General features: G+C 41.6%; 28 protein-coding genes and 2 pseudogenes. 17 read left to right on the top strand and 13 right to left on the bottom strand.

Annotated elements, in window-relative coordinates; translation table 11 throughout:
- A pseudogene (locus V7L29_RS16190) lies at positions 1-241 on the bottom strand (hypothetical protein); the annotation flags it as partial.
- 559 nt (positions 242-800) lie between these two features.
- Between V7L29_RS16190 and cysE the strand changes: the two are divergent.
- The 10 genes from cysE to V7L29_RS16140 all read left to right on the top strand — a co-directional run bounded on the left by cysE (position 801) and on the right by V7L29_RS16140 (position 7,934).
- Positions 801-1,541 carry a serine O-acetyltransferase gene (gene cysE, locus V7L29_RS16185; protein ID WP_334736122.1) on the top strand — a complete coding sequence of 247 codons (741 nt, stop codon included), beginning with the start codon at positions 801-803 and terminating at the stop codon, positions 1,539-1,541.
- A gap of 226 nt (positions 1,542-1,767) precedes the next feature.
- Positions 1,768-2,022, top strand: a complete 255-nt coding sequence (locus tag V7L29_RS16180) for an Asr1405/Asl0597 family protein (RefSeq protein WP_334736121.1) — start codon at positions 1,768-1,770, stop codon at positions 2,020-2,022.
- Between the two features lie 293 nt (positions 2,023-2,315).
- Positions 2,316-2,513, top strand: coding sequence for a DUF2949 domain-containing protein (locus tag V7L29_RS16175; protein WP_334690424.1), 198 nt, complete (start codon positions 2,316-2,318; stop codon positions 2,511-2,513).
- A gap of 367 nt (positions 2,514-2,880) precedes the next feature.
- Complete coding sequence (gene nifV / locus V7L29_RS16170) at positions 2,881-4,014, top strand: homocitrate synthase (protein WP_334690425.1); 1,134 nt, start codon at positions 2,881-2,883, stop codon at positions 4,012-4,014.
- Positions 4,001-4,288: a nitrogen fixation protein NifZ gene (locus V7L29_RS16165; RefSeq protein ID WP_094327372.1), complete on the top strand. Its 288-nt coding sequence runs from the start codon at positions 4,001-4,003 to the stop codon at positions 4,286-4,288. The genes nifV and V7L29_RS16165 overlap by 14 nt, the downstream gene beginning before the upstream one ends.
- The gene (gene nifT / locus V7L29_RS16160) at positions 4,263-4,466 is read left to right on the top strand and encodes a putative nitrogen fixation protein NifT (RefSeq protein WP_334690426.1); all 204 of its coding nucleotides are present in this window, start codon (positions 4,263-4,265) and stop codon (positions 4,464-4,466) included. The genes V7L29_RS16165 and nifT overlap by 26 nt, the downstream gene beginning before the upstream one ends.
- 134 nt (positions 4,467-4,600) lie before the next feature.
- Positions 4,601-5,146 (top strand): (2Fe-2S) ferredoxin domain-containing protein, encoded by a 546-nt coding sequence (locus V7L29_RS16155; RefSeq protein ID WP_334690427.1) that lies wholly within the window; start codon positions 4,601-4,603, stop codon positions 5,144-5,146.
- Positions 5,147-5,575: 429 nt separating this feature from the next.
- Positions 5,576-6,841, top strand: coding sequence for an IS701 family transposase (locus V7L29_RS16150; RefSeq protein ID WP_334736120.1), 1,266 nt, complete (start codon positions 5,576-5,578; stop codon positions 6,839-6,841).
- Positions 6,792-7,166: a PD-(D/E)XK nuclease family protein gene (locus V7L29_RS16145; protein WP_334736119.1), complete on the top strand. Its 375-nt coding sequence runs from the start codon at positions 6,792-6,794 to the stop codon at positions 7,164-7,166. The genes V7L29_RS16150 and V7L29_RS16145 overlap by 50 nt, the downstream gene beginning before the upstream one ends.
- A 33-nt stretch (positions 7,167-7,199) precedes the next feature.
- Positions 7,200-7,934, top strand: coding sequence for a hypothetical protein (locus tag V7L29_RS16140; protein ID WP_334736118.1), 735 nt, complete (start codon positions 7,200-7,202; stop codon positions 7,932-7,934).
- Positions 7,935-8,094: 160 nt separating this feature from the next.
- Here the strand turns inward: V7L29_RS16140 and V7L29_RS16135 are convergent, their stop codons facing one another.
- From V7L29_RS16135 to V7L29_RS16115, 5 genes and pseudogenes are all read right to left on the bottom strand, one after another.
- Positions 8,095-8,388 carry a protochlorophyllide oxidoreductase gene (locus tag V7L29_RS16135; RefSeq protein ID WP_334736117.1) on the bottom strand — a complete coding sequence of 98 codons (294 nt, stop codon included), beginning with the start codon at positions 8,386-8,388 and terminating at the stop codon, positions 8,095-8,097.
- Complete coding sequence (locus V7L29_RS16130; protein WP_334736116.1) at positions 8,378-8,947, bottom strand: hypothetical protein; 570 nt, start codon at positions 8,945-8,947, stop codon at positions 8,378-8,380. The genes V7L29_RS16135 and V7L29_RS16130 overlap by 11 nt, the downstream gene beginning before the upstream one ends.
- A gap of 219 nt (positions 8,948-9,166) precedes the next feature.
- A pseudogene (locus tag V7L29_RS16125) lies at positions 9,167-9,331 on the bottom strand (1-acyl-sn-glycerol-3-phosphate acyltransferase); the annotation flags it as partial.
- A gap of 517 nt (positions 9,332-9,848) precedes the next feature.
- On the bottom strand, positions 9,849-10,790 hold the full coding sequence (locus V7L29_RS16120) for an XDD3 family exosortase-dependent surface protein (RefSeq protein WP_334690430.1): 942 nt from the start codon (positions 10,788-10,790) through the stop codon (positions 9,849-9,851).
- Positions 10,791-11,318: 528 nt separating this feature from the next.
- A complete protein-coding gene (locus V7L29_RS16115; protein WP_334736115.1) occupies positions 11,319-12,710 on the bottom strand; it encodes a 1-acyl-sn-glycerol-3-phosphate acyltransferase in 1,392 nt (463 codons plus the stop codon).
- A 304-nt stretch (positions 12,711-13,014) separates the two neighbouring features.
- Between V7L29_RS16115 and V7L29_RS16110 the strand changes: the two genes are divergently transcribed.
- From V7L29_RS16110 to V7L29_RS16100, 3 genes are all read left to right on the top strand, one after another.
- On the top strand, positions 13,015-13,185 hold the full coding sequence (locus tag V7L29_RS16110; RefSeq protein WP_334736114.1) for a hypothetical protein: 171 nt from the start codon (positions 13,015-13,017) through the stop codon (positions 13,183-13,185).
- Positions 13,186-13,545: 360 nt separating this feature from the next.
- Entirely contained in the window at positions 13,546-15,360 is a 1,815-nt protein-coding gene (locus V7L29_RS16105; RefSeq protein ID WP_334736113.1) for a proline--tRNA ligase, read from the top strand.
- Between the two features lie 330 nt (positions 15,361-15,690).
- A complete protein-coding gene (locus tag V7L29_RS16100) occupies positions 15,691-16,305 on the top strand; it encodes a GerMN domain-containing protein (protein ID WP_334736112.1) in 615 nt (204 codons plus the stop codon).
- A gap of 82 nt (positions 16,306-16,387) precedes the next feature.
- Here the strand turns inward: V7L29_RS16100 and V7L29_RS16095 are convergent, their stop codons facing one another.
- The 3 genes from V7L29_RS16095 to efp all read right to left on the bottom strand — a co-directional run bounded on the left by V7L29_RS16095 (position 16,388) and on the right by efp (position 18,036).
- A complete protein-coding gene (locus V7L29_RS16095) occupies positions 16,388-16,735 on the bottom strand; it encodes an ArsR/SmtB family transcription factor (RefSeq protein WP_334692053.1) in 348 nt (115 codons plus the stop codon).
- A gap of 76 nt (positions 16,736-16,811) precedes the next feature.
- Positions 16,812-17,369, bottom strand: a complete 558-nt coding sequence (gene accB, locus V7L29_RS16090) for an acetyl-CoA carboxylase biotin carboxyl carrier protein (protein WP_334692052.1) — start codon at positions 17,367-17,369, stop codon at positions 16,812-16,814.
- Positions 17,370-17,478: 109 nt separating this feature from the next.
- The gene (gene efp / locus V7L29_RS16085; RefSeq protein WP_334692051.1) at positions 17,479-18,036 is read right to left on the bottom strand and encodes an elongation factor P; all 558 of its coding nucleotides are present in this window, start codon (positions 18,034-18,036) and stop codon (positions 17,479-17,481) included.
- Positions 18,037-18,223: 187 nt separating this feature from the next.
- Here efp and V7L29_RS16080 point away from each other — a divergent pair, with 187 nt between their 5' ends.
- Positions 18,224-19,330 (top strand): peptidylprolyl isomerase, encoded by a 1,107-nt coding sequence (locus V7L29_RS16080; RefSeq protein ID WP_334736111.1) that lies wholly within the window; start codon positions 18,224-18,226, stop codon positions 19,328-19,330.
- A gap of 87 nt (positions 19,331-19,417) precedes the next feature.
- On the opposite strand, the gene V7L29_RS16075 is transcribed toward V7L29_RS16080, so the two are convergent.
- Entirely contained in the window at positions 19,418-20,005 is a 588-nt protein-coding gene (locus V7L29_RS16075; protein ID WP_334692049.1) for a Uma2 family endonuclease, read from the bottom strand.
- 85 nt (positions 20,006-20,090) lie between these two features.
- Between V7L29_RS16075 and V7L29_RS16070 the strand changes: the two genes are divergently transcribed.
- Positions 20,091-20,543, top strand: coding sequence for an AIR synthase related protein (locus V7L29_RS16070; protein WP_334688914.1), 453 nt, complete (start codon positions 20,091-20,093; stop codon positions 20,541-20,543).
- A 43-nt stretch (positions 20,544-20,586) separates the two neighbouring features.
- On the opposite strand, the gene V7L29_RS16065 is transcribed toward V7L29_RS16070, so the two are convergent.
- Positions 20,587-21,174: a Uma2 family endonuclease gene (locus tag V7L29_RS16065; protein ID WP_334736110.1), complete on the bottom strand. Its 588-nt coding sequence runs from the start codon at positions 21,172-21,174 to the stop codon at positions 20,587-20,589.
- An 89-nt stretch (positions 21,175-21,263) separates the two neighbouring features.
- On the opposite strand from V7L29_RS16065, the gene thiL reads away from it, so the two are divergent.
- Positions 21,264-22,325, top strand: a complete 1,062-nt coding sequence (thiL, locus tag V7L29_RS16060; protein WP_334736109.1) for a thiamine-phosphate kinase — start codon at positions 21,264-21,266, stop codon at positions 22,323-22,325.
- 115 nt (positions 22,326-22,440) lie between these two features.
- Here thiL and V7L29_RS16055 read toward each other — a convergent pair whose 3' ends face one another.
- Together V7L29_RS16055 and nadD are read right to left on the bottom strand one after the other, a co-directional pair.
- Positions 22,441-23,454 (bottom strand): type I glyceraldehyde-3-phosphate dehydrogenase, encoded by a 1,014-nt coding sequence (locus tag V7L29_RS16055; protein WP_334690747.1) that lies wholly within the window; start codon positions 23,452-23,454, stop codon positions 22,441-22,443.
- Positions 23,455-23,580: 126 nt separating this feature from the next.
- Positions 23,581-24,198: a nicotinate (nicotinamide) nucleotide adenylyltransferase gene (nadD, locus tag V7L29_RS16050; RefSeq protein ID WP_334736124.1), complete on the bottom strand. Its 618-nt coding sequence runs from the start codon at positions 24,196-24,198 to the stop codon at positions 23,581-23,583.
- A gap of 403 nt (positions 24,199-24,601) precedes the next feature.
- On the opposite strand from nadD, the gene murC reads away from it, so the two are divergent.
- Complete coding sequence (gene murC / locus V7L29_RS16045) at positions 24,602-26,065, top strand: UDP-N-acetylmuramate--L-alanine ligase (protein WP_334690745.1); 1,464 nt, start codon at positions 24,602-24,604, stop codon at positions 26,063-26,065.
- Positions 26,066-26,107: the final 42 nt, after the last annotated feature.

The following is a 26,107-nucleotide window of genomic DNA, read 5'->3' as shown; positions in this document are numbered from 1 at the left end:
AGTCTTTGAACTCCATTAATGAGTCTTTGAACTCCATTAATGAGTCTTTGAACTCCATTAATGAGTCTTTGAACTCCATTAATGAGTCTTTGAACCCCATTAATGAGCCTTTGAACTCCATTAATGAGCCTTTGAACTCCATTAACGAATCTTCAGATACCTCGTTCCCAGCCTCTGACTGGGAATGCCTATTGGCAGGCTCCGCCTCCCGAATTTGCGGCAGCAGCCCAATGAAGTACATTTCCAGATTCTACCTGGAAACGAGATTTTTAAAGGTTTTTGCGAGCGCAACTTCCACACATCTATATAATAAGTTAGTCACTATGAGCTATAACTAGATTTTGAAAGGTATATGTACATACAGACAGCAAATCCTAAAAGAAAATAAAGAAACTTGTCTTTCGCTTAACCAAATAATAGGATACTAATAGTAGTAGCATATACAAAAAATTGATTTGTAATCTCATCTAACTCATATTTGAGTGCATCTGAGTACAACTTAATATATTACAAAATCTCTTGAGTAAATCTTAGCAAACTCTTACAGGTAAAGTTTCTTGTAGCGAGTACAGAAATTCTTAAACCCTGCCCCAAAAATACTAGTACCCCTATCATTAAATACTAGCGCCCCTACCCCAAGACATATTTTCAATTTATCTTAAGTCGGGGTTTTGGCATTTGAGTACAACCTTAATCAATCCAATAAATCCAATCAGCATTGGGTTTCCTGTGCAGTTGGAAGTCGCCTGATATAAGCATAAAAATAACACAAGGCTCTTTCAACCAGATAGACATTACCGATGCAACAGTCTTTAGACAGTATCAGCGATACCCAGACTATCAAAACGCGGGATTCTGCACATACATCCCTGCTGAAAAATCTCCTCTCTGGCGTTTTTTTTGAGCCATTATTGAGTGATTTTCGCATTATCTTTGAGCGCGACCCAGCAGCACGTAATTGGCTAGAAGTAGTGTTTTGCTACCCTGGATTGCACGCGCTATGTTTGCATCGTCTTGCTCACTGGTTACATTGTCGAGGTGTGGGTTTTATTCCCCGCTTAATTTCTCATTTGGGGCGATTTTTGACCGGAATTGAAATTCACCCAGGTGCAGAGATTGGTCAGGGCGTGTTTATCGACCACGGAATGGGTGTTGTGATTGGCGAAACTGCGATCGTCGGCGACTATACACTGATTTATCAGGGCGTCACCCTTGGCGGAACTGGTAAAGAAACTGGTAAGCGTCATCCCACAGTGGGTAAAAATGCAGTGATTGGGGCGGGTGCAAAAGTTTTAGGTAATCTGCAAATTGGCGATCGCGTCCGTATTGGTGCAGGTTCGATTGTCTTGCGGAATATCCCTAGTGATTGCACAGTTGTGGGAGTTCCCGGTCGAATTATTTCCCGAAATCAAAGCGTCAGTCTTTCTCCTTTAGAACATGGAAAGCTACCCGATGTGGAAGCAACTGTGATTCATTCTTTGCTCTGGCGCATTGAGCAACTCGAAAAACAACTGCAAACTTTAAGCGTTAAGAGTCATTAGTCATTGGTCATTGGTCATTAGTCATTAGCAAAGGACAACTGACAACTGACATAGACGCGCCAGCGGTGAAGCAGCGCGGTCTTGGGGGTTTCCCCCATGAGCGACTGCTGTTAGCGCAGCGTTAGCGTTCGCGCAGCGTCTCGTAGAGAGGACCGAGCGTCACCCGAAGGGCTTCCCGCAGGGTAGGACAAAGCACAACCGACAAATGACAAAGGATAAAGGACAAATGACAAATCACACTTTAAGCGATCAAGTTTTGCAAATTCCTTTGAGCGATCGCTGGCGAATCTATTACCGTTTGCAAGAGTTAAAAATTAACAGTTCTTGTCCCCCCGATGGTTCTTTACGAGTGCAAGTGAACAATTTGCTAGAAGCAATTTTAATTCGCAGTACAGTTATGCAATTTCTTGCTTCTCGTCACGAATTACTGGAGTGGCTAGAGCGTTGCTGGAATTACAGTGAGCGGTACAGACACGATTAATCGCGTCTGTTCAAGACACTATTAATCTTGAATTCATGACGCAAGCACTACACTTCATACTTTTTGTTCATAGATGCACAAAGCTCGAATAGGTTTAGAAGTTGAAGTTACTGTACGCTAGCAGATTTTGTTGCAGACTGAGATAGATTAGCCGAGTTTTAGATTTTGTTTAATCTACTAAATCTGAAGTTTTCCTGACATCTAGCGACAATTAAGAAGACGAAATTACCAAATAAAAATTGGAATTTCTGATTTTTAATTATTTCCCAAATTAAGAAATTGAAAGTTCGATTATGGCGACTCGTAACAGAGATATAAAATTCCTCAATTTTTTGCACAATGAACTTGAACTTTCAAATGCCGATATTGCTGTAGCTCTGCGACACCGTGAATTAGAAAATGGTCCACTACCGATGCTCCTCTGGCAGTATGGTTTAGTTGACTTGGAGCAGCTAGAAAAGATTTTTGACTGGCTAGCAGAACAAAGTTAGCTAATTTCCATTACTTTTGAGTAGCATTACCAACCTAAATTATACCCGAATGCTCTAGAAAATCTGAGGTAACCAAGATGATTACATCCTTAATTGCTGGATTTTGTGTATTACTTTGTTCCGGATTTGCTAATAGTTATATTAGTTCATTGCTACTCGAAGAAAATTCAACTGACATCGGTAAAAACGGTTAGTAAATTATACCTGGTTTTAGTTCCCTGCCATACAGATGTAATGCTACTAATAGGGCAATAATTAAGGATCATATATCCTGCATTATGAATTGTGATATTTTTAGCATTTACTGTAACTAGGGATTGTAGAGAGAAGGGATATTAAGAATACTTCCAAGAGAGGGATATTTGCAATGAATCAAATCATAATTAATGACACTACATTACGTGATGGCGAACAAGCAGCAGGTGTTGCCTTTAATCTAGAAGAAAAAGTAGCGATCGCTAAATTTCTCGATGCCATTAATATTCCTGAATTAGAAGTCGGTATACCGGCAATGGGTGACGAAGAAACACGAGCGATCGCAGCAATTTCTAACTTAGGTTTGCAAGCAAAACTCCTGGGCTGGAACCGCGCTGTCATGTCAGATATTAAGGCTTCTATCGCCTGCGGTCTGAACAGGGTGCATATTGCCATTCCCGTCTCTGGTATCCAAATCGCTGCCAAATTTCACGGTCAATGGCGGGTAAGTTTGCAAAAACTCAAAGACTGTATCAGCTTCGCAGTCGATCAAGGTCTTTGGGTAGCAGTCGGCGGAGAAGATTCTTCCAGAGCCGATGAAAACTTCCTATTAGATGTAGCGCTTTATGCTCAAGAATGGGGTGCATCCCGCTTCCGATTCTGCGACACCGTAGGAGTTCTCGACCCTTTCAGCACTTATACAAAGGTCAAAAGGCTGGTTTCAGCTTTGATGATTCCCCTAGAAATCCACACCCACAATGATTTTGGTCTAGCAACTGCCAACGCCCTTGCTGGTATCAAAGCCGGAGCATCATCAGTGAATACCACAGTTAATGGATTGGGTGAAAGGGCAGGAAATGCAGCTCTAGAAGAAGTTGTCATGGCTATCAAACGCATCTACGGCGTTGATTTGGGCATTGACACACCGAGTTTGCTGGAACTGTCTCAACTAGTTGCAGCTGCATCAGGTGCCGATGTACCACCCTGGAAAGCGATCGTCGGCGAAAATACCTTTGCTCACGAATCTGGCATTCATGCTCACGGAGTACTGCAAAACCCCATTACCTACGAACCATTTGCTCCCGAAGAAGTTGGTTGGGAACGGCGTTTAGTAATTGGCAAACATTCTGGACGACATTTAGTTTCAAACTTGCTACAGCAGCATGGCATTTTCTTAAACTCACAAGAAACCCAGTCTGTTTTAGACGCAGTGCGCCATCAATCAGTACAGAAAAAACGTAGCCTGACGACAGAAGAACTATTGAATTTGGTCAGAGAACAGAGGTACTCTCATGCAACGCGATGAATTAGAGCTAAACTTGCCACCTGCTTTTGAAATTGGTGAAAAAGTCAGAGTTCGGAAACTGCTCAAAAACGATGGTACTTTTCCTGGTAAGGAAGTCGGCCAAGTTTTAGTAAACAAAGGAGATATCGGCTACATAGCAAGTATAGGCACATATTTGCAGACTTCCTATATTTATGCTGTGCATTTCTTAGAAACAGGGTTCGTCGTCGGCTGTATGAAAAAAGAACTAGAATCTGTTGAGGAATCTCATGAAAGTAATGCTACGCATGAATGACGCCGGCACCTTAGTAGTCTACGTTGCTAAAAAAGACCTTGAAGAAGAAGTCGTCAAACAAACCGATGGAAATGATGGCAAGATTCTCACCCTAGCAAATGGTTGGGAATTGGAATTTCATGATTTGCCAGACATAGCAAATTTACCTCAAACTGTAGAAGCTAAACGCCTCGCGTAAGGGGACTGGGTACTGAGTACTGGGGACTAGGGACTAGGAAATAAATAATATTTAGGAATACTTTCTCAGTACCCAATCCCCAATCCCCAATCCCCAATCCCCAATCTCCAATCCCCAATAACTTTTTATCAATCATGGGTAACAAGTATTTGACGTTATCAGAATTAAACCTTGAGGGACAGTTACTAGGTTTTGTTGGTGGTGAACCAGGAAAATATAAATACTTGCAATTGGCAGTTCCATCTGGAAATGTGGAAATTAAATTGCCTAAAGAGTTACGCCGTTCTCTAAGTTTATCCTTAGTTCCTGGCCAGCAAATTCGCGTTTGTGGTCATAGTAAGGTAGACTCACGCACAAGTAAAATTAAAATCAAAGCCTATCGGGTGACACCAATTGATGCGTGTCCAAATCAAGATTTACCGCCTGAAACCAAAGCGAGGATTATGGTATGTCAAAAGTCAGGTTGTCTCAAACGTGGTGGTAAAGGGTTTTTATCAGAATTAGAAAAAACTTTGGGCGATCGCGATTTATTAGACAAAGTTACCATTGAACATACTAGTTGCCAAAAATGCTGTAGCAGCGCCCCCAACTGTGTTTTAGAACTTGGTAAAAAGAAATACAAGAATATTCAACCTGAAGCGATCGCATCTTTGCTAGAAAGTCACTTAACTCAAGAGTAATAAACTTCTCTAGCGATTCTTAAAAGAATACACAACTTTGTAGGGGTAAAATTTTACCCCTATTTTTTGTTGGTATCGTCTGTGTAGCACTCTTGTCAAACTGCGATCAACTAAGTTATAACTGCTGCACTGCTAGTAATACTCAATACAAGCAGCACGTATAAAAATTTTCTGTAGTCTTGTTCAAGCTGGACTACAAGCTTAGTCATTGTGTATAACTTTTTTGGAATTACCTTAAATACTTAAAAATAAATGTCTTTGTTTAGCAATTTACTCAATCTGCATTCAGCAACCAAACCACGTGAAGATTTTTTTACTGAGATTATTGCCTATTTTTTATCTCTGAATAATGGGACTTAAACAAAAAAGTGAACAAAAAGACAGTATAATGCTTTACTAGTATAGCTTTCACGTTAAAGTAACTTTAACATGAAACAGACAACCCCCGCAGCCATGCCTCCGTGTTTTGAAAAATGGTGTAAACGGTTTGATGACGTGTTTACTCATAAAGCTCAAAAAAGAGAGTTTAGACATTATTTAGGGGGATTATTGGGAGAAAGTGAGAGAAAAAACCTCTTTCAAATGGCAGAGGATGCTATAGGGGTGACTTACCATCGTTTACACCACTTTTTAACCGAAGCACCTTGGTCTGGGTTAAAGATCAATGAACGTCGCTTAGAGATCATGGACAGGTGTAGTCAAACCAAAATCAGTAGAGGCTTTAGTTTAATAATTGATGATTCGGGTCATAGGAAAAGTGGTAATTTTACTGCTGGGGTAGGAAGGCAATATATTGGAGAAATTGGCAAGACGGATAATGGGATAGTAGTGGTAACAACTCATTTATATGATGGGAGGAAAAGCTTACCACTAGATATAGAGTTATATCAGCACTCCAGTTCTTTAAGAGAAGGTAAACAAGACTCAGAATTTGAAAAAAAACCGGAATTAGCGCTCAAGTTAATAGACAAAACTATAGAGAGAAAATATCAACCAGGGATAGTAATTGTAGATGCGGGATATGGCAACAATACATCTTTTTTATTAGAGTTAGAGAATCGGCGATTAAAATACTTAGGAGGATTAGCGAAAAACCGAAAAGTAACTATTACTTATAAAGATAATATTCAGCAAACAATTAGGTTGGATGAGCTAGCACAGTCTTTACCCCAAGAAGATTTTAGCGAAGTTGAACTACACTTAGATAAGCCGAAACAACTATGGGTAGTAGCTAAAGAAATAGAGATATCACAACTTGTTGGAAAGCGTATGATTGCTATCGTTATGAATGCTGCAACTTTCTCTCAAGCCACTGATATTGACTATTTTATCACCAATGTTCCCTCATCAATTACCACACCAAAATGGATAGTTGATACTTATGGCTCAAGAAATTGGGTAGAAGTTTTTTATAGAGAAGCCAAGGGGTGGTTAGGGCTAAAAGAATATCAAGTCCGAGATAAAAGAAGTCTAATTCGGCATTTTATCTTGGTTTTTTGTGCCTATACTTTTATTCTTTGGCATCAGATGACTGGGGGGTTAAGACGAAGGTGGGCAAATAAAACTTTGAACACTTTTCCTGAAGCGTTAGAAGCTTTTAGAACAGCTATATCTTTTCGATTTTTCGATTGGTTGACCTTCAATCGTGACGTATTTGCTGCCTATAAAGCCAGTTTGGGCTTTATTTGGGCTTAATTTTTGTCTAAGTCCCGATAATCATATTTTAATTAATTGGTTAAAATATCACTCAATTCTTACTGATGAGAATTATTCCAGCATCAATATTTCAATCCAACAAGAACACAAACGACTTGAAACCCATACTGAAGATAGTAGATTGGACATTGTAGTTGAACTGTCGAATGGTTTAAATACAGATGTAATATTTATTGAATCAAAAATTGGCTCTACAGAAAGATGGCGACAATTAGAAAAATATGCTGAGATTCTGAGTAAATTACCAAATGTTAGACATCGAATTTTCATTTACATCACCCGTGATTATGACCCAAAAGAATAAATCAAAACTCCAGGATTTAATCTAGAGCCAAAGGTGAATTTTTATCAATTGAGGTGGCATCAATTTTATGCTCACTTACAACAACATGCGACTGATATATTAGCTCAAGAAATATTAATTTTCATGAGGAAAAATGGAATGTCTACCATAAATCAATTTTCATCAGTTGACTTATTGACAATGGTTAATTTTAACAAAACTCTCAATCTTATGGAATCGACTCTCAGCGAAGAAGTACAGGAAAAATTTAAGTTAGCTTTTGGAGGTGTTATTAAAGGCGCAGCAAGTAGGACTCAATGGAAATGGTATGAAAGATATATTATCTACACCCACCTTTCTTCTTCCACATGGGACTTCTGGTGTGGTCTTGGATACTTCAATTTAAATCCAAGTAATGTAACTGATTATCCATATTTAGGTATACTTTTGCACGTTTCTCCTGGTTTTAGAGAACGTCCAAAAATTATTGAATCTATGCAGAAAGTAATTAACGATAAACCTAATATTTGGACTCATGTTAATTTAAAAGTTTTGCCAGCCTGGTCAGGTATATTTTATCGAAAAAGCTTACAAGAGTTTTTATCTCAAGAAAACCAGCTATCTGCTATTAAAAATTTCTTTTTGGAATCTATTCATGAACTCAAAAATATTCGGACAGAGTTTAACTTCCCTTGGAAGGGTGTAAGTATAGAAGAAGCTACAAAAATAGAGAACGAAGAAGACATAGATAACTTATCATCTTCATCGTGTGAGTTAAATCACTCATAACTCAATTAAAATAAAAATAACCTTGCAATCCTGTAGCCGTTATGAGTCTCGCCACTCCTAAATAATTGATAGCAGTTTTATGAATATAGCACCAAATTACATATCATCCTGGAAATCTTCTAACGCTTTTAAAGGTATTTCCAGGATGAAGCACCAAGGACTATTGAGCTAAATTTCCTTTGAGAGGCCAAATCAAGGCGTAGTAAAATTTACCGAAATAGGAATGGGAGATTTTAAGAACATTTTGTAGAAATGTTTTTTCACTAACTGATAATATAATCTCTACTTTTGCATTAGTTCCCTGAGCACACTCTATGTTTGTAGCTTCTTCGACTTTAGGGAGTAAATGTGCAACACCAAATAGTTTTCCTAAAAGAGATGTTTTTAGAAAAGCTTGCCTTTGAGCGTGAGTCATCATCTCACTTGACCCTACTTTTATTTCATCACTGCTCATATAGCTTTGCTTCTCCCCATTGACTTTCGTGTAGCTGACAGAATTCTGCTGCTGCTGTTCGTGAAAATCTGAAACCATATAAATCTTTTCCAGGAGTGCTACGTGCGAACCCAAGATACTCCATCTGTACTTTATCTCTATAGTATGACACAGCTGTATCTAGAGCTTGCAGAATAACTAGCGGCTCGTCTGCTTGTGTTTGACAAAATTCTAGACCCACCTTGGTTGCATACCAGATTAACCATTTGCCGATTGGTTCAATTAACCGTTCAGCTACATCTCCTCGACTTGTACGATGAGCTTCTATATGTTCTATTTCTAGAAAACTGGGATATCCAGGATGGGGATAAAGACGATATTGCACTAATCCCCAAACTTTGCCACCATAAACGAGTTTGACTATGTTTTGACACTCAAAACTGGTATTTTTCCAGAAATTTAACCAGTTACAAGACCAATCGTTTGGCATATCATTTTCTCTAGCTGGGGAAAGACAAGCTATTTCCTCAGCCGTAGATTGGATTTGGACTTTTACCTGATAGGAGCCAATGCTAGTCAATTAAGTTTTACAACCTTTTAAGGGGAAGATTTCACGTCCAAGCATTATAAAACAACGTAAGGAATATAAGCTAATAAGCATTTAAATTGCCCAAAAAGACGGCTAGAGTCGCTTACTACAAACGAACTATTTTGAAAAATTAATGACGATTAGCTGAGCAATTAATAGGTAAAGCTAATTTTTACACCCTAATGGTGAGGTTTACCCTGATCTTCCTTTTCAAATCAATCCTTCCAACGCGTGTTGCAAATCATTCGTCACATTAGCAACAGCTTGCCTAGCACCCAAACGATTTTCTTTATACGCTGGGTAAGGCTCAGAAATAGATATGGGTTTACACATAGTAATTTTGACTTTTTGTTTACCCAATTGTAGACGCTGTAACGACAGTAACGACAATTAGCCGAAAACTTTTGCAGCGTTATCGGAAACTTTTTGGTGAATTACCCGATTGATGCTTTGTCGGATAAAAAGTTAAAGTAAATTAATTATGTATTATCCAGAACCCTTGTATAAACGTAGCACTGCTACGTTTATACATTCTTTTTCGGATATGTCTATAGTTTGACAGAAGTGTATCTAGAGCTTGCAGAATAACTAGTGGCTCGTCTGCTTGTGTTTAACGAATATTATGAGCTTTACCAAGATTGTTTGGAAAATTGCCTGAGTAATTTTTGTATTTGATAACTATCTTAGAGAGAAAATGCCCTTACTTTCTAGTAAGAGCATTGAAATTTACTTATTTAATGTTTAGTAGGAAAATCTATACAGCTTAGGATACTTTTCGCTTAAACTTTATCCAAAGTTCCATTACTCCAGCTATTATTTTATTGAGGAGAATGTAGTCTTTTCTCGTGTCCATAATCACTGAAGATAAATCAAGCTGTATTGCGAATAGTCCCTACCCAATTGCTACAATAGACCTCTTGCGCCGTTTGCTGCCAGCTAAGGCCAGACCAACGATTCCTAAACCAGTGAGACTAGCAGGCTCAGGAGTAGATTTGACAATAGCAGATTTCTTGAATTCAAATGCAATGGTTTGTGTGCCGTTGAATTTGTTGGCATCATAGCCAGTGGTTAGCAACTGCTGCGTTACATCACCCTGTGCTAGAAACGAGATCCCACTAAGATATTTTCCAGAGTCAATCACATTGAGATTAAATGTTTTGTCCTTGCCGTTATTGGTAAAATAACTACTGGTCAAATCACCATAACTGACAACACCACCACCTTGTTTTACCTGAGTTTCGTAAGAAATCCATCCATCTCCTGCCAAACCACCATATCCAACACTGTAGCCTTCTTTGCTATCAGTAACTGTCTTTGCCTGAACACCACTATAAACACCTAGTTGTTGTACCCCGGAAGCATTCACTGAGGAAAAATGAATACCAAACAAATCTCCGCCGCTCATAGCATCTTCAAAGGTCTTACCTGCCATGTTGAAGAACAAATCACCATATCCAATCTGACCACCTGCTGCACCCCCTTCAGCCTCTCCTGTCAACTTCATATTGCCATTGATTGCCACAATGACGCTGGTAGCAGTCTCTTTGATAGCCATACCAGAGATATCGTAAGGATTTACTTTCCCTGGCTCGGCCCCAATCCAATAGTTCCCGTTCATTCCATCTGTGTTTGAATCAAATGCATACTGCCAGCCGCTAGCATCAGTGGAGTTTTTACCCATAAAAAGACCAGTAGTGTCGTTCAGACACTCCAAAGATATGTTAAATGCTGTTCCCTTTAAGTCGGAGGCATATGCTCCTTGACCAGCCACAAAGAAGATTCCAAAAGTGGTAATGCCAATCTTCAGTAAATTGAGTAAGCTATGAGTTTTCATTATTTATAACTTGATTGATTTAGGGAATCACAATTTCCTGGACTTCTCTATTTGTAAGTGGAATTACAAAAACAAAAAAGCGTGATTCTGCTGAAAATATAATTTGGATAACTTAACGGTAATTTTATAAAACTCAAATAACCAATTACATATTTAGTTGAAATTATTTTTATTTTACCTAATTGTCTTCAATGTAAAATAGGAGTAAAGCCAAGTAGGCCTAGTAGCCTAAGGTTTTTTGCACCCTTTTACTTAGATAGTTTTGAAAAATTTTTGGGTTTGTATAAGTTTAATAAACCATATCCCGCTAGCATCTCCGTACAGGGCATCTAAACCTGCGATCGCTGGAAGTTTTTTGTCTGCATTGATCTACTTTAGAAAGTAATATCCGATTCGGATGAACACTTGGGCATTTACATTGCACTCTTGCTAGTTAAGGGAGCCAGGAGCCAAGGGGTCGAAATCAATAAGCCTCCTGACGACTGACACCTTTCTTCTGCTTTTTAGCTAAAGATGCGACCCTCCTAATCAAATCAATCCTTCCAACGCGTGTTGTAAATCATTCGTTACTTCAGCAACAGCTTGCCTAGCACCCAAACGATTTTCTTTATACGCTGGGTAGCGCTCAGAAACAGATATCGGTTCACCCACAGTAATTTTGACTTTTTGCTTACCCAATTGTGGACGCTGTACAGCTTTGTTGCCTTTGATTTTGGCAATCATCTGCCATAAAATTAAAGTTGTCTCAGCAAACCTTTCTACTGTTGGATTTTCACGAATATAATTACCAGAAACTGCTACAAAACTTTCTACTAAACGCATATGCCACATCCGTGCATTGGCTTCTTCAGCAACGCGATCGCCTAAAGCTTTTTCGACAGCAGACACTCCTTTAACATCTTTAAATTCTTCTCTAAATATATAATTCCAGCCAGCTTGTTCTACTCGCCGACAGCGGTCAGTTAAATTACCTTTTGGCTGCAAGTCAAAATACTGTTCTGATATTTGTAGCGCTGCATTTAATAAAGCTTGCAAACGAACTGCTAACGCTTCATTTCTATCTTTGATTTCTCCTGCTACTATTTTGGCATCCGGCAGCTTTTGATGATAAAACCGCGTGTAAAATTGTTCCATCAGCGAAAGTAAATGCTCTGCCAAAGTTAACAACCGGGGATAAAGCGAATCCACAGAAGCATGATTACCTTGTTCTGATGGATTCACAGGTAAACCACTAGCCGCTTCCAATTCAGTTAAAAGATTGGTGATCGCATCCCAAGGAGCATCAACGTAACTATATTTAATCCCAACTGGTACAATTAGAACCTGTTGGTCGCGTCCAGCTTTGTGCAAATCTTCAGCACACCAAAAGCCTAATTGGGCGATACCAGGTTCTAGGGGGCTGATATTCTCTGATAAACCATTGGTAGCACCTTCTGGCGCAGCAGCCATCGGGAATTTACCATTGGCAAACAACTCACGCGCCGAACGTAACCCCGTCCAGTCAGCTTTACCCCGCTGAATCGGAGTACCACCTAAATGAGAAGCAATCCAACCTACATAGGAACCTGCCCATAGAGGAATACCGCGATCGTAGATAAAATGAGCGTGAATTGGAAATTGTAGCGTTGTGCCTTGCGATCGCGCTACCTTTGGCACGAGTTGAGACAGCAAGTAACCTAAACAAAGTGGATCATCTGTTTTAGGATGGCGAAATGCCAGCATAAAACGAATTTTACCCTCCTGAAACTGGCGATAGAGATCCACCAGAGCCTTTACGTTGTCTGCTTCAATTTGGGTAATAGCTGTTTGCCAGTTTATCCAACTGGGTAGCAACAGATGGACAACTCGTAGAAATAAGGGGTTAAACGCTGGAGGAATAAATTCTAAGGGCGCCTGTGCTTGATAAATTACATCTGCCAAGGTAGTTTCTCCTAAAAATGCCGCGATTTCTAATCACCCGGTAGTTATTTCTTTTAAGATATCTTAACGGCTGTAAAATGCCCTGACGCCTGAAGTCGCGGCGACACACAAAACCTGCTTACAGTTATTTTCAGGTAAATAGACCACGCTCTACGGAACATTGCTGTGCCCCTACGACAGATGTGGTTTTAATACATGAAAACTGCTGTAAGCAGCTTATTTTAATGAAGTGTACCTACGCAGACTTACTAATGAAGAGATAAAAAACTTAGTACAGCATTTCATTAATTCGTAGCGATTAATTTTGGCAATACCCAGCAATGCCAATACGTCGGCTTACAATACTAATGCGTCGGCTCACAATGCCAATGCGTCGGCTTACAATGGCAATGCGTCGGCTTACAATGCCAATGCGTTCCCCTGCATTAAAAACGCTACGCTTTTATGCAAAACTGTACTTAGTTTTGGTAATTAAAAATGAAAAATTTGCTTAACATGACAATTTAAGCATTTATGCAAGAAGTCTATTACACAATACGGTTCAGTTAAGGATTTTTGGTAAGCTAAACCACATCTAGTTTGCATAATCTGAAATTGTACATTTCTTGTGGGGTGGGCGTCTCACCCGCCCAATATATACAAGGTTATTGGAACAGCTTACTGGTTTTTGACCTGTAGAAACGCGAAATTGAACTTCGTACAGAAGAATATAGGGCAATGTTCTCTGTTGAAGAGCTTTTCTTAGTCCGCCTGGGCGGACTTTGTTTGCGTGGCCGCGATTTCTAGTCGTCTGTGGTTTATAAACAAATTAGAGATTCTGGAAAGGAAATAAACGATGCGACTTTCACAAATGTTATTTGTTACACTGCGGGATGATCCGGCTGATGCTGAGATTCCTAGCCATAAATTATTACTGCGTGCAGGCTACATTCGTCGCATCGGTAGTGGTATCTATGCTTATCTCCCGCTGATGTGGCGGGTACTGCAAAAAGTTTCCCAGATTGTGCGGGAAGAAATGAACGCTACAGGCGCACAAGAATGTCTTTTACCACAATTACAACCTGCGGATTTATGGAAGGAATCGGGACGCTGGGACACTTACACCAAAGCTGAAGGGATTATGTTTTCCCTAATCGATCGCCGTGAGCAACAATTAGGATTAGGCCCAACTCATGAGGAAGTAATCACGATGATCGCTCGTGATATGATTCGCTCATATCGCCAACTACCACTGCACCTCTACCAAATTCAAACCAAGTTCCGTGATGAAATTCGTCCCCGCTTTGGTTTGATGCGCGGACGGGAGTTTATCATGAAAGATGGCTATTCATTCCATGCCGATGAAGCCAGCCTCAAAGAAACTTACCAAGATATGTATAAAGCCTACAGCAATATCCTGCGGCGTTCTGGTTTAGCTTTTCGGGCAGTAGAGGCTGATTCTGGTGCAATTGGTGGTTCTGGTTCCACAGAATTTATGGTGCTGGCAGAAGCTGGTGAAGACGAAGTTCTCTACACTGAAGATGGCAAATACGCTGCTAACGTAGAAAAGGCTGTTTCTTTACCAATTGATGCCGAAACCTCACGGTTTACAACCTATGAGAAACGCGATACACCTGGAACAGAAACGATTGAAAAGGTGTGTCAACTTCTCAACTGTTCTCCCACTCAATTAGTGAAAAACGTCCTTTATCAGACAGTTTATGATAATGGTATAACGGTGTTGGTTCTGGTGAACATCCGAGGCGATCAGGAAGTTAATGAAGTCAAGTTGCAAAATGAATTGACCAAATTAGCTCCTGAATATGGTGCTAAAACTATTATTAGTTTGAATGTACCAAATGTTGAAGCGCAGCAAACATGGACAGCGAAATCTCTACCTTTAGGTTACATTGCACCAGACATCGCAGATGAGTATATTACCGCTAATAAACAGATTCATCCCAAGTTTTTACGCTTGGTGGATCAAACAGCCGTTGATTTAAAAAACTTTGTTACAGGTGCGAATGAATCTGGTTATCACGTAGTTGGTGCTAATTGGGGTGAGCAATTTAAGTTACCAGAACTAGTAGTAGATATCCGTAAGGCAAGACCAGGCGATCGCGCCATCCACAACCCGGAACAAGTCTTACAAAGCACCCGTGGAGTTGAAGCAGGTCACATCTTCCAATTAGGTACTAAATATTCCCAAGTCATGGGAGCAACTTATACCAATGAACAGGGTGAAGAAAAGCCACTAATTATGGGTTGTTTTGGTGTTGGTGTGTCACGACTAGCACAAGCTGCCGTAGAGCAATCTTACGATAAAGATGGGATTATTTGGCCAGTTGCGATCGCACCTTATCACGCGATTGTCACAATTCCTAACATTAAGGATGCTCAACAAATCGAAATCGCCCAAAAACTCTACACAGAACTTAATCAAGCGGGAATTGAAACTTTACTAGATGACCGCGATGAACGGGCGGGAGTGAAATTTAAAGATGCTGACTTGATTGGCATCCCTTATCGGATTGTAACCGGGCGAGCGATCGCTAATGGCAAAGTCGAAGTTGTAGAAAGAGCCACCCGTAAATCTCAAGAAATCGTCATTGATGAAGTTACAACAACACTTCATAAGTGGATTACCGCCGCAATAGAGGGTAAAGATTAAACGCTCCAAGGGCGCAAAGGTAAGCGTAGAGATTCGCAGAGGGTTCTTCACTCAGGACTTTTGTGAGGAATACTCAGCGTTCCTCTGCGTTGTAAATTTAATTTTCAATCATCTCTAAAAACAATGAGATTTACATAATTTGGTAGGTGACGGACTAGAAGTAAAAATTCTAAAATTGAATTACGGACTTGCAGAATTAAAAATAATCGCATTTTGAGGGATAAAGTCTTCTCCAGGTTGTGGGAAACTCTCCACTTGTAAGTATCGTCTTTAACCAGGCTGCTCCTCACATAACTACCATATCAGCCCTCAGTTAGGAAGGTTTTGAACATGAAAGACCAACAAGGATCTAATCGTATTTCTTCAAGCGTAATTGCAGCCGTCTCAGCAGCGGTTGTGGCGGTGGGTGGCGGTGTGGCTTGGTTTACTTCACACTCCAGCAATACTCCCACACCCTCAAACCCCTCTGCACGCATCGCTCAACCACCACAGCCATCAACTAGGCAGCCAGGTAATGAGAAAACGCCTAATGTTTATTGGCTAAAACCAAAGGAGAAAAATGTTGCTTTGGTTCCCCAGCCTGTTAAAGTAGCTTCTGTACAACCCAACCAGGCTTTAGAAGCAGCTTTCCAAAATTTGTTAGCAGGCCCACCAAAAGAAGGGACAAATTCGACAACTATCCCCAAAGGAACCAAGCTGTTGGGGCTGAAGGCGGAAAATGATGAGGTTCACGTTAATTTATCCAAAGATTTTACCAGTGGTGGTGGTAGCACCTCAATGATGGGCCGTGTAGGACAAGTTGTTTATACTGCGACAACTTTAAATCCTAAAGCCAAGGTGTACATTGACGTTAACGGCAAACCATTGGATGTTTTAGGCGGTGAGGGTTTAGAGTTACAACAGCCATTAACTCGTGAAAGCTTTCAACAAAATTATCCGCTTTAGAAAAGTTAGGAGTAGAGACGCGATTAATCGCGTCTGTGCAGGAGTGAAGAGTTTTAACTCATAACTCATAACTCTCTTAAACTTACCGTTTGCTATTTAACACACGAAAGTTACGGGCTTGCTGTTCTAACCTTGTGGCGAGGCGATCGCAAACCCGATTACACAAATCAAAAATCATTTGATCTTCCACCTGGTAATAGGCGCAAGTTCCTTCACTGCGGCGGCTAAGGATACCTGCTTGCCACATTACCTTCAGGTGTTTTGACACATTTGCCTGAGAAGTCTGTGTTGCCTCTACCAACTCTTGCACGCATTTTTCTTCATCCCGTAGTAAGTGTAGTAGCTGAAGGCGCATTGGCTCACTTAACAGGCTGAAGTATTCAGCTACTTGTTGCACCACTTCTGGTGGTAAAGGCAACGTTTGTTTCATCAGGATTAACCCGCAAGGACTGAAAGTTTTAACGATGACTCATTTGCGATGACTCATTTCATATATAGATTAATACTTAATCAGGGTTAATTCGCATCAAAGGTTGACCATATTCTACGGCGTCACCATTTTGGAGAAGAATTTCCATCACCTGTCCGGAGACTTCGGCTTCGATTTCATTCATCAGCTTCATGGCTTCAATGATACAGACTGTTTGACCCTTACGGATGCGATCGCCCACTTCCACAAATGCCGCTTCACCCGGCGCAGAAGCGCGATAAAACGTTCCCACCATTGGGGAAGGCACCTCTACTAATCTTTGGTCAATGGTTGAGGGAGGATTTATTGACAACTGCAATTGTGTGCCAGTCCCAGTATTCTCAAACACGCGACCTGTGGACACATCCGTTACCTGACTTACGGCCACCTGGTTTCCCAAAGATGAACCCGATGTCAAGCCCGAACCTACCACACCGCCTAAGGTCGCTTGACCTCCCGACAACACCTGATTGCTGATGCTCACAGCCTTACGGACTGTTAGTTCAAAGTCATCGCTTTTGAGCGTAACTTCTGCAATATCTGTTTGTGCGATAGTTGCCAGTAGTTGGCGGATTTCATTAAAGTCCAATGGCACAGTTTTTATTACCTCGACCTATCCGTAAATTAGCATCTTAAGTGTGGCAGGGATTTAATCCCTATGTAGGGATTTCAATCGGGAGCAAGCATCTCCGGAGATATGAAAGTTATTCCCTGCTGATATATTTATCTTCCTGAGTATCAACTCGGATGCGTTCTCCTTGGGAAATAAACAAAGGAACCATTACAATTGCACCAGTTTCCAGAGTTGCTGGTTTTGAGCCACCTGTGGCAGTATCACCTTTTAAACCTGGATCTGTTTGGATAATTTCCAGAACCACAGATTTAGGCAATTCTACTCCCAGCACCTGGTCGCCCCACCGGATCACTTCCGCTTCCATACCTTCCTTGAGGTATTTGACGCGATCGCCAATTTGTGCTCGTGTCAATCTGCCTTCTTCGTAGGTTTCCATATCCATAAAGACGAACTCATCGCCCTCTTTATAGGTATGCTGCATCGTGCTTTTTTCTAGGGTAGCTTGCGGCACTGTTTCTCCGGCTCGGAACGTTTTTTCCATCACGCTCCCACTCTGGACATTTTTTAACTTAGTTCGTACAAAGGCGGAACCTTTGCCTGGCTTGACGTGCAAGAATTCGAGCACTCGCCATACAGACCCATCTAATACAATTGAAACACCGGGTCGAAAGTCGTTACTGGAGATCATGAAACTTTCAAATTTTGGAAGACAATCGGCATTTATTGTACCCTTCTAGGGTCGTCATTGGGCATTTGTCATTAGTCATTAGTCATTTGTCATTAGTCATTAGTCATTTATCCTCCGCCCTTAACGTGGGAAGATTATTGATGGGTTACGTCCAGTCAACAATTTAATGCTGCATTTGAGTTATCCCATGCTTAACTTATTAAAATCCTGGCTGAAGAACAGCCTAATGGCAATATTGCTGGTAACAATATTTTTAGGCATAACTACAGCTGGGTGGACTCCCTCCAGTAGCGCCGCACTGCCAGCCGGCAACGCAATTACCGACGGCAACGCTCTGTTGCGGTATGCACTCCCGATTGATAACAAACCTGTGCGTCAACTACAAGCCAGTTTAGAGGACATCTCTGCCCAACTGCGGGCGAATCGGCGGTGGGGTGCTATTTCCAAAGACATCAGCCAAGCATCCCGCATTCTCGATAAACCTTCCCAAATCTTAACAAGCGTTCCCAAAGAACGCCAACCCCAAGCTGAAGCTTGGATTACCGAGTTAAAATCGGGGGTGGGTAAACTGCAAGAATTGTCAAACAGCAAAGATAAAGAACAAATTCTGCAAGAGAGAACTAAACTGCTGAATCTCGTCACTCAGCTAGAAGAGTCAATGGTGAAGAAATTCCCCTTTGAAGTGCCTGCCCAGTACAGTAACCTGCCACAACTTAAAGGTCGTGCCACTGTAGAATTCAAAACTAATAAAGGCGATTTGACCCTGGTAGTAGACGGTTACAGCGCCCCTGTCACTGCTGGTAATTTTGTAGATTTGGTACAGAGGGGTTTTTATAATGGTTTAGAATTTACCCGTTCTGAAGAATCTTACTTTCTGCAAACTGGAGATCCCGCTGGAAAAGAGGTGGGTTTCATTGACCCAACAACGGGCAAATATCGCGCCATACCTTTAGAAATCTTAGTTCAGGGCGATAAAGCACCTACTTATGGCATTACTCTCGAAGAAGCTGGTCGTTACGTTGATATGCCAGTTCTGCCTTTCTCTGCCTTTGGTGCAGTGGTGATGGCTCGTCCCGAAAGTGAAGTGAATGGAGGTTCTTCGCAATTTTTCTTCTTCCTCTTTGAACCAGAACTCACCCCCGCCGGACGCAACCTCTTGGATGGTCGTTATACCGTTTTTGGCTATCTCAGCGAAGGCAGAGAAGTTTTGGATAAACTGAAGGCGGGTGACAAAATTGAATCGGCAACTGTGGTTCAGGGAATAGAAAATCTAGTTGAGCCGCAAGCAGCATAAAAAGAGAGCAGGGGGAGCAGGGGAAGCAGGGGGAGATGAGGAAGAATAATTAGTAACTCCTAACTCCTAACTCCTGTACAGACGCGATTAATCGCGTCTCCCCTGACTCAAATTTCCGGCAGTGAACACTTGATCAACGGCAATTACTAATTCGGGAAAAGTCCGTGATATAATTTGCTGAGTAGCTGTAAAAACTGTTTCTTCGTAAAATCCATCTTCCAGTAATAACACCGAAATTTTTGCTTTCAATGGGTCTACAATCCAATATTCAGGAACCTCTAAAGCTGCATATTCAGATCGCTTATAGCGATAGTCCCGTTTCACCGATTCTGGACTGACCACCTCGACAATTAGTAACGGCGGGGACTCAAATACTGCTGAAGCATTCAATAATTCTCTGGCTTGCTCGAGTGTCACTACACACAAATCAGTCAACCTAGATTTATTTCTACCCGTTCTCACCCCACTTTCCCGAAAACACAGCCAAGTAGAGCTACAACGTTTGATTTCTGCTTTCAAGGCAGTATCCAAAAAATCGACAATTAGGAAATGTTCAATAGTAGGTGGGTTCATCAGCTCTAGCTTGCCATCCACCAGTTCATAATGGAAATCGCTACCATCATCATAGGTTAAGTACTCCTCAAACGTGATGCTGGTTACTGGTGTTGTTACCATTCCAACTGACTCCTAGACGATACCCTTATCTTAAACAGTAAAGTAAATCATCAGTTTTCTGATAATTTTGCAACACGGAAAACCGATTGTAAACAGTGAATTATCTTCTCTACAAGTAAAAGATATTGGAGAACAAGGTCTTTTAGAAAGATTACAGCGCTTCTGTCCTCCAGAAATTATCGGCGATGATGCAGCAGTGCTTGTAACTGTACCAGAGCAATCTTTGGTGGTGACTACAGATGTACTGGTTGATGGCGTACATTTTAGCAACCTCACCACTTCCCTAGAAGATGCTGGTTGGCGAGCTGCTGCTGCCAATTTATCAGATTTAGCAGCAATGAGCGCTTCCCCATTGGGAATCACTATCGGGTTGGGACTCCCCGGTGAAGTTAGGGTGAGTTGCGTAGAGCGACTATACCAGGGAGTGACAGAATGTCTGCAAAAATACAATACCCCAATTGTTGGGGGTGATATTGTGCGATCGCGCTCACGAGGTAACATATTCGTGTCAAAAGCGTTTTGTATCAAGTGCACCTAATGGTATATTTAACTCCTAACTCCTAACTCCTGTACAGACGCGATTAATCGCGTCTCCCCTGACTCAAATTTCCGGCAGTGAACACTTGATCAGCTGCAATCGCTAATTCTGGAAAAGTCCGTGATCCAATTTGCTGGTTCGCAGTAAAAACTGTTTCCTCATAAAATCCATCTTCCAGTAGTAACACTGAAATTTTTGCTGACAGTGGGTCTACAATCCAATATTCAGGAACTTCTAAGGCCGCATATTCGGAGCGCTTATGGCGATAGTCCCGTTTCACCGACTCAGGACTAACCACCTCGATAATTAGTAACGGCGGTGACTCAAATACTGCTGAGGCATTCAATAATTCTCTGGCTTGCTCCAGTGTGACTACACACAGATCAGTCAACCTAGATTTATTTCTACCCGTTCTCACCCCACTTTCCCGAAAACACAACCAAGGTGAGCTACAACGTTTGATTTCTGCATCTATTAATTGCTCAAGAAATTTGGCAATCAGGAAATGTTCAATAGTAGGTGGATTCATTAGCTCTAGTTTGCCATCCACCAGTTCATAATGGAAATCGCTACCATCATCATAGGTTAAATACTCTTCAAATGTAATGCTGGTTACTGGTGTTGTTACCATTCCAACTGACTCATAGACGATACCCTTATCTTAAACAGTAAAACAAATCATCAGTTTTCTTAGTAATTTTGCAACACGGAAAACCGATTGTGAACAGTGAGTTATCTTCTCAACAAATACAAGATATTGGAGAACAAGGTCTTTTAGAAAGATTGCAGCGCTTCTGTCCTCCAGAAATTATCGGCGATGATGCAGCAGTGCTTGTAACTGCATCAGAACAATCTTTGGTAGTGACAACAGATGTGCTAGTTGACGGCGTACATTTTAGCAACCTCACCACTTCCCCAGAAGATGCCGGTTGGCGGGCTGCTGCTGCAAATTTATCAGATTTAGCAGCAATGGGCGCTTCTCCATTAGGTATTACCGTCGGGTTGGGACTCCCCGGTGAAGTCAGGGTGAGTTGGGTTGAGCGACTATACCAGGGAATGACAGAATGCCTGCAAAAATACAATACCTCAATTGTCGGGGGTGATATTGTGCGATCGCCTGTGACTACTCTGGCAATTACCGCTTTTGGTCAAGTTCTGCCTAATCGAATTATCCGCCGTTCTGCTGCTGTTGTAGGGTATGCGATCGTTGTTACAGGTGTTCATGGAGCCTCAAAAGCTGGCTTAGAACTGCTCTTGCATCCCGAATTAAAGCAAGACCTCAAAGATGCAGAACGCACGGCTCTAATCCACGCACACCAGCGTCCACAGCCACGATTAGATGTCTTACCAATCCTCTGGAAAATCTTAACTCCTAACTCCTGTACAGACGCGATTAATCGCGTCTGTACTCCTAACTCTCAACTCTCCATTGCTGGTATGGATAGCAGCGATGGTTTAGCAGATGCTATTATCCAAATTTGCCGCGCCAGTGGCGTTGGCGCTGTCCTAGAACGCAGACAAATTCCCCTACCAAAAACTTTTAACCATTGGTTGCCACAAGAGCAAGCCCTGGAATATGCTCTATACGGTGGCGAAGACTTTGAATTAGTGCTGTGCCTACCACAAGAGTTAGCATTAGCCTTGGTACAACATCTTGGTGAAGGTGCTGCGATCATCGGCAACATTACATCGGGATCAACAGTACTATTACACGACGAACAAAAAAAATTCCCCAGCCAAGTTCTGAATCTTAGCCAGGGATTTCAACACTTCAACAGTTAGGAGCAAAGCCGGAGACTCCGAAGCTCCAGTTAGGAGTTAGGAATTAGGAGTTAAAAGTTTTTTAACTCCTCACTCTTGATTCCTAACTCTTCACTCCTCACTCCTAACTTTTTAGTTAAACCCACTTCTGGGCTACCAATTCTGCCAAATCCAAAACTCGTTGGCTGTAACCCCACTCGTTGTCATACCAGGCCATAACTTTCACTAGATCATTACCCAAGACAAAAGTCAAGTTGGCATCAACAATCGAAGAAGCATCAGTACCTTGATAATCAGACGATACCAGTTCTAGTACGCTATAGTCCAAAATGCCTTTAAGTGGGCCTTCGGCAGCATCTTTGAGAGCTTGGTTAACTTCTTCAGTAATAGTACGCTTCTCAACCTGAACTACGAAATCTACCATTGAGACGTTCGGGGTAGGTACGCGCAAGGCAACACCATTTAGCTTGCCTTTAAGCTCTGGGATAACCAGCGCCACTGCTTTTGCTGCACCAGTGGAAGTGGGTACAATATTGATCGCTGCTGCCCTCGCCCGTCGCAAATCCCGGTGAGAAGCGTCTAGCAAGCGCTGGTCACCTGTATAGCTGTGGGTGGTGGTCATCGTACCTTTGATGATGCCAAACTTATCATTCAACACCTTGGCGATTGGCGCTAAGCAGTTGGTAGTACAGCTAGCGTTACTGATAATGTTGTGTTTGTTGTGGTCATAGTCGTGATGATTGACACCAACCACAAAAGTGCCATCCTCGTTTTTACCAGGAGCGGTAATCAGAACTTTCTTAGCTCCAGCAGTCACATGCTTGAGCGCTCCTTCTTTGCTAGTAAATACCCCCGTTGCTTCGATAATTAGGTCAACTCCCCAATCTTTCCAAGGCAATTTTTCTGGGTTGCGATCGGATACGCACTTAATGGTCTTACCGTTAACGATGATAGAGTTATCATCGGCACTAATCTCAGCACCTTTGATCTTCCCTAGCATCGAGTCATACTTCAGCAGATGAGCATTGGTTCTAGGGTCTGATGTGTCATTAATAGCTACAAGATCGATTTTACTATTCTCTCTACCCACCCAGCAACGCGCAAAGTTACGCCCAATCCGCCCGAAACCGTTGATTGCAACTCTAATCACAGTGTCTTGCCCTCTGTATTTATGCTTATATGTTGATATCGTTGACCCCAATCATATCGCAAAGGGGGGGAATAATAATAACCATAAACTGTTAGATCAATAAAAAAACACATAATTTATTCAGATTTAATTCGAGTAGAGATTGTTGTTAGTGATATATGATCTGACCGATTCCGGCACTAAATAACGAATTGACTGGTGTTCGCGGCAAAGTTTGCGAATTAGACTTGACGAAACTCCTACTAAAGGTATATTTAAGAGTTGCCAGTGAATGGTAAAAGACTGCTCCCTGAGTTGTTGTTCCACTTGCTTGCAGATTAATTTGCTTTGAGTTATAGTCTCACCACCTAGCAGTCGGGGTGCGATTAACCAATCACACATTTGTGCTAGTTCGTGTCCACGGTACCAACGGGGTAAGGTTTGGAAAGTATCCAAGCCTACAATCCAGTACCAGTGAGTATTTAGGTAAGAAGCAGATAAGTCGATCAGGGTGTTAATGGCATAGGAAGTCCCAGAGCGATTTGCCTCCACTAGTGAGACAGTAAACGCTAGGTTGTCTTTTATGGCTAATTGCAGCATTTCCACACGATGCTCAAACAAAGCTGCTTCTTTATGAGGAGGATTTAGGGATGGCACCCAAATTACCTTTTCAACGGATACTTCTTGGATTGCTGTCTCAGCTACGAGCAGGTGTCCCCAATGAATTGGATCAAATGTGCCACCAAAAATTGCTAGTTGCTGCATCCAGTTATGCTTGGGTTTTATGCAATTGAAAAATAGTTTCATTACCAATGTACTATTGTAGTCAATTCATGCCTAAACTTGATGCAATTTAAAATCAGTTTCACTAAACAATGTATTATGTAGCCAATTCCAGTAAGGTAGCCAAAAATATGTATTTGACATTACAAGAATTTCTTTCCCGATGTGACCAAAACTTTGAGAATAATCTTAAGAACAATTTAGAAATAGCAAAAACCTCCAACCAAGGTAAAATCATTCTGAACCAGCAAAACCAGAGTGCAAAGGTCATCTGGGCATTAAACATGAACATGAGATAGGAGCAGTTACGGTAAAAATCAAATTCCTGTTATGATACGCGTGTCATTTGTGATTATGGTGTGGTGTGGTGTAAAAGGAGCAATAAATGACTAATTCTGTAGATTTTAGTGGTAGACCATTTCATTTCATTGGCATCGGCGGCATAGGTATGTCTGCTCTGGCATACGTTCTTGCCAAGCGTCAATTTCCAGTATCAGGTTCGGATCTTCGTCCCAATCACATTACGCACAAATTGGAATCTATTGGTGCTCATATTTTTGGTAGACAAGAGGCAAGCAATCTGGAATTCTTTCGCCCTCAGGTATTGGCGAATGCAGTAGTATTAAATTCACAAGAACAATTACCTACTGCCACTAAGTCAAAACTACCTCAAGTCATTTGTTCAACAGCAATTAACACGAATAATTTAGAATACAAAGCAGCGCTGGAATTAGGTTGTCCAATTTTACATCGTTCAGATGTACTAGCCGCCTTAATTTCCGATTACTACAGTATTGCAGTGGCAGGAACACACGGCAAAACTACAACCAGTAGCATGATTGGCTATATGCTTCTGGAAGCAGGTCTAGATCCAACAATTTTAGTGGGTGGTGAAGTCAATGCTTGGGAAGGTAATGCTCGATTGGGACAAAGCCAATATTTAGTGGCCGAAGCAGATGAATCTGATGGTTCTTTGGTAAAACACGCTCCCGAAATTGGGATCATCACCAATATTGAACTCGATCATCCTGACCATTACGATACATTAGAAGAAGTCATTGACATCTTCCAGACATTTGCTGAGGGTTGTAAAACGTTAATAGGTAGCATTGACTGTGCTACAGTGCGCGATCGCTTGCAACCCAACCTGAGTTACAGCTTACACTCAGATACCGACGCTGACTACACCGTCACTAATATTGATTATCGTGCTGATGGCACCACGGCTCTAGTTTGGGAAAGAGGCAAAGCTTTGGGTGTGTTGAAGTTGCGGCTCCTAAGTCGGCACAATCTCAGCAATGCTCTAGCAGCGGTGGCTGTTGGTCGGACGTTAGGCTTAGAATTTGGAGCAATTGCCAAAGGCATCGCCACCTTTGAAGGAGCAAGACGACGCTTTGAGTTCCGAGGTGAAGTTGATGGTATTACCTTTATCGATGACTATGCTCATCACCCCAGCGAGATTCGTGCTACTCTGGCTGCAGCACGCTTACAGGCAAGACCAGGGCAAAGAGTGGTTGCCATCTTCCAACCCCATCGCTATAGCCGGACACTGACCTTTTTAGAAGAATTTGCCGAGTCCTTTACCCATGCTGATTTGGTTGTGCTGACTGATATTTACAGTGCAGGCGAACCCAATTTAGGGCAAATTAGTGGTGAACATCTAGCAGCGCAAATCGCTAAACAGCATTCGCAGGTAGTTTATCAACCAACTTTACCCGCAGTGTATGGGTACTTGCTGCAAACATTACGCCCAGGAGACTTGGCGCTGTTTTTGGGGGCTGGGAACTTGAACCAGGTGATTCCTGAAGTAATTACAACACTTTGTGAGCCTGCTAAAGCCACATCTTAAGTGGAAACTTTGCGAAGTTTTATTTCTGAGCAAAGCGCCCCT

Origin of the sequence: Nostoc sp. (genome assembly GCF_036916575.1) — a bacterium.
Lineage (GTDB): Bacteria > Cyanobacteriota > Cyanobacteriia > Cyanobacteriales > Nostocaceae > Nostoc.
Note: the sequence above shows the minus strand (reverse complement) of the source record. Positions and strands in the feature narration are given on the sequence as shown.

Bases quoted from the DNA above. Each gene is read 5' to 3' on its own strand.
- cysE (WP_334736122.1), top strand. From the start codon at position 801: ATGCAACAGTCTTTAGACAGTATCAGCGATACCCAGACTATCAAAACG.
- V7L29_RS16180 (WP_334736121.1), top strand. From the start codon at position 1,768: ATGACAAATCACACTTTAAGCGATCAAGTTTTGCAAATTCCTTTGAGC.
- V7L29_RS16175 (WP_334690424.1), top strand. From the start codon at position 2,316: ATGGCGACTCGTAACAGAGATATAAAATTCCTCAATTTTTTGCACAAT.
- nifV (WP_334690425.1), top strand. From the start codon at position 2,881: ATGAATCAAATCATAATTAATGACACTACATTACGTGATGGCGAACAA.
- V7L29_RS16165 (WP_094327372.1), top strand. From the start codon at position 4,001: ATGCAACGCGATGAATTAGAGCTAAACTTGCCACCTGCTTTTGAAATT.
- nifT (WP_334690426.1), top strand. From the start codon at position 4,263: ATGAAAGTAATGCTACGCATGAATGACGCCGGCACCTTAGTAGTCTAC.
- V7L29_RS16155 (WP_334690427.1), top strand. From the start codon at position 4,601: ATGGGTAACAAGTATTTGACGTTATCAGAATTAAACCTTGAGGGACAG.
- V7L29_RS16150 (WP_334736120.1), top strand. From the start codon at position 5,576: ATGAAACAGACAACCCCCGCAGCCATGCCTCCGTGTTTTGAAAAATGG.
- V7L29_RS16135 (WP_334736117.1), bottom strand. From the start codon at position 8,388: ATGAGCAGTGATGAAATAAAAGTAGGGTCAAGTGAGATGATGACTCAC.
- V7L29_RS16120 (WP_334690430.1), bottom strand. From the start codon at position 10,790: ATGAAAACTCATAGCTTACTCAATTTACTGAAGATTGGCATTACCACT.
- V7L29_RS16105 (WP_334736113.1), top strand. From the start codon at position 13,546: ATGCGACTTTCACAAATGTTATTTGTTACACTGCGGGATGATCCGGCT.
- V7L29_RS16100 (WP_334736112.1), top strand. From the start codon at position 15,691: ATGAAAGACCAACAAGGATCTAATCGTATTTCTTCAAGCGTAATTGCA.
- V7L29_RS16095 (WP_334692053.1), bottom strand. From the start codon at position 16,735: ATGAAACAAACGTTGCCTTTACCACCAGAAGTGGTGCAACAAGTAGCT.
- efp (WP_334692051.1), bottom strand. From the start codon at position 18,036: ATGATCTCCAGTAACGACTTTCGACCCGGTGTTTCAATTGTATTAGAT.
- V7L29_RS16080 (WP_334736111.1), top strand. From the start codon at position 18,224: ATGCTTAACTTATTAAAATCCTGGCTGAAGAACAGCCTAATGGCAATA.
- V7L29_RS16075 (WP_334692049.1), bottom strand. From the start codon at position 20,005: ATGGTAACAACACCAGTAACCAGCATCACGTTTGAGGAGTACTTAACC.
- V7L29_RS16065 (WP_334736110.1), bottom strand. From the start codon at position 21,174: ATGGTAACAACACCAGTAACCAGCATTACATTTGAAGAGTATTTAACC.
- nadD (WP_334736124.1), bottom strand. From the start codon at position 24,198: ATGCAGCAACTAGCAATTTTTGGTGGCACATTTGATCCAATTCATTGG.
- murC (WP_334690745.1), top strand. From the start codon at position 24,602: ATGACTAATTCTGTAGATTTTAGTGGTAGACCATTTCATTTCATTGGC.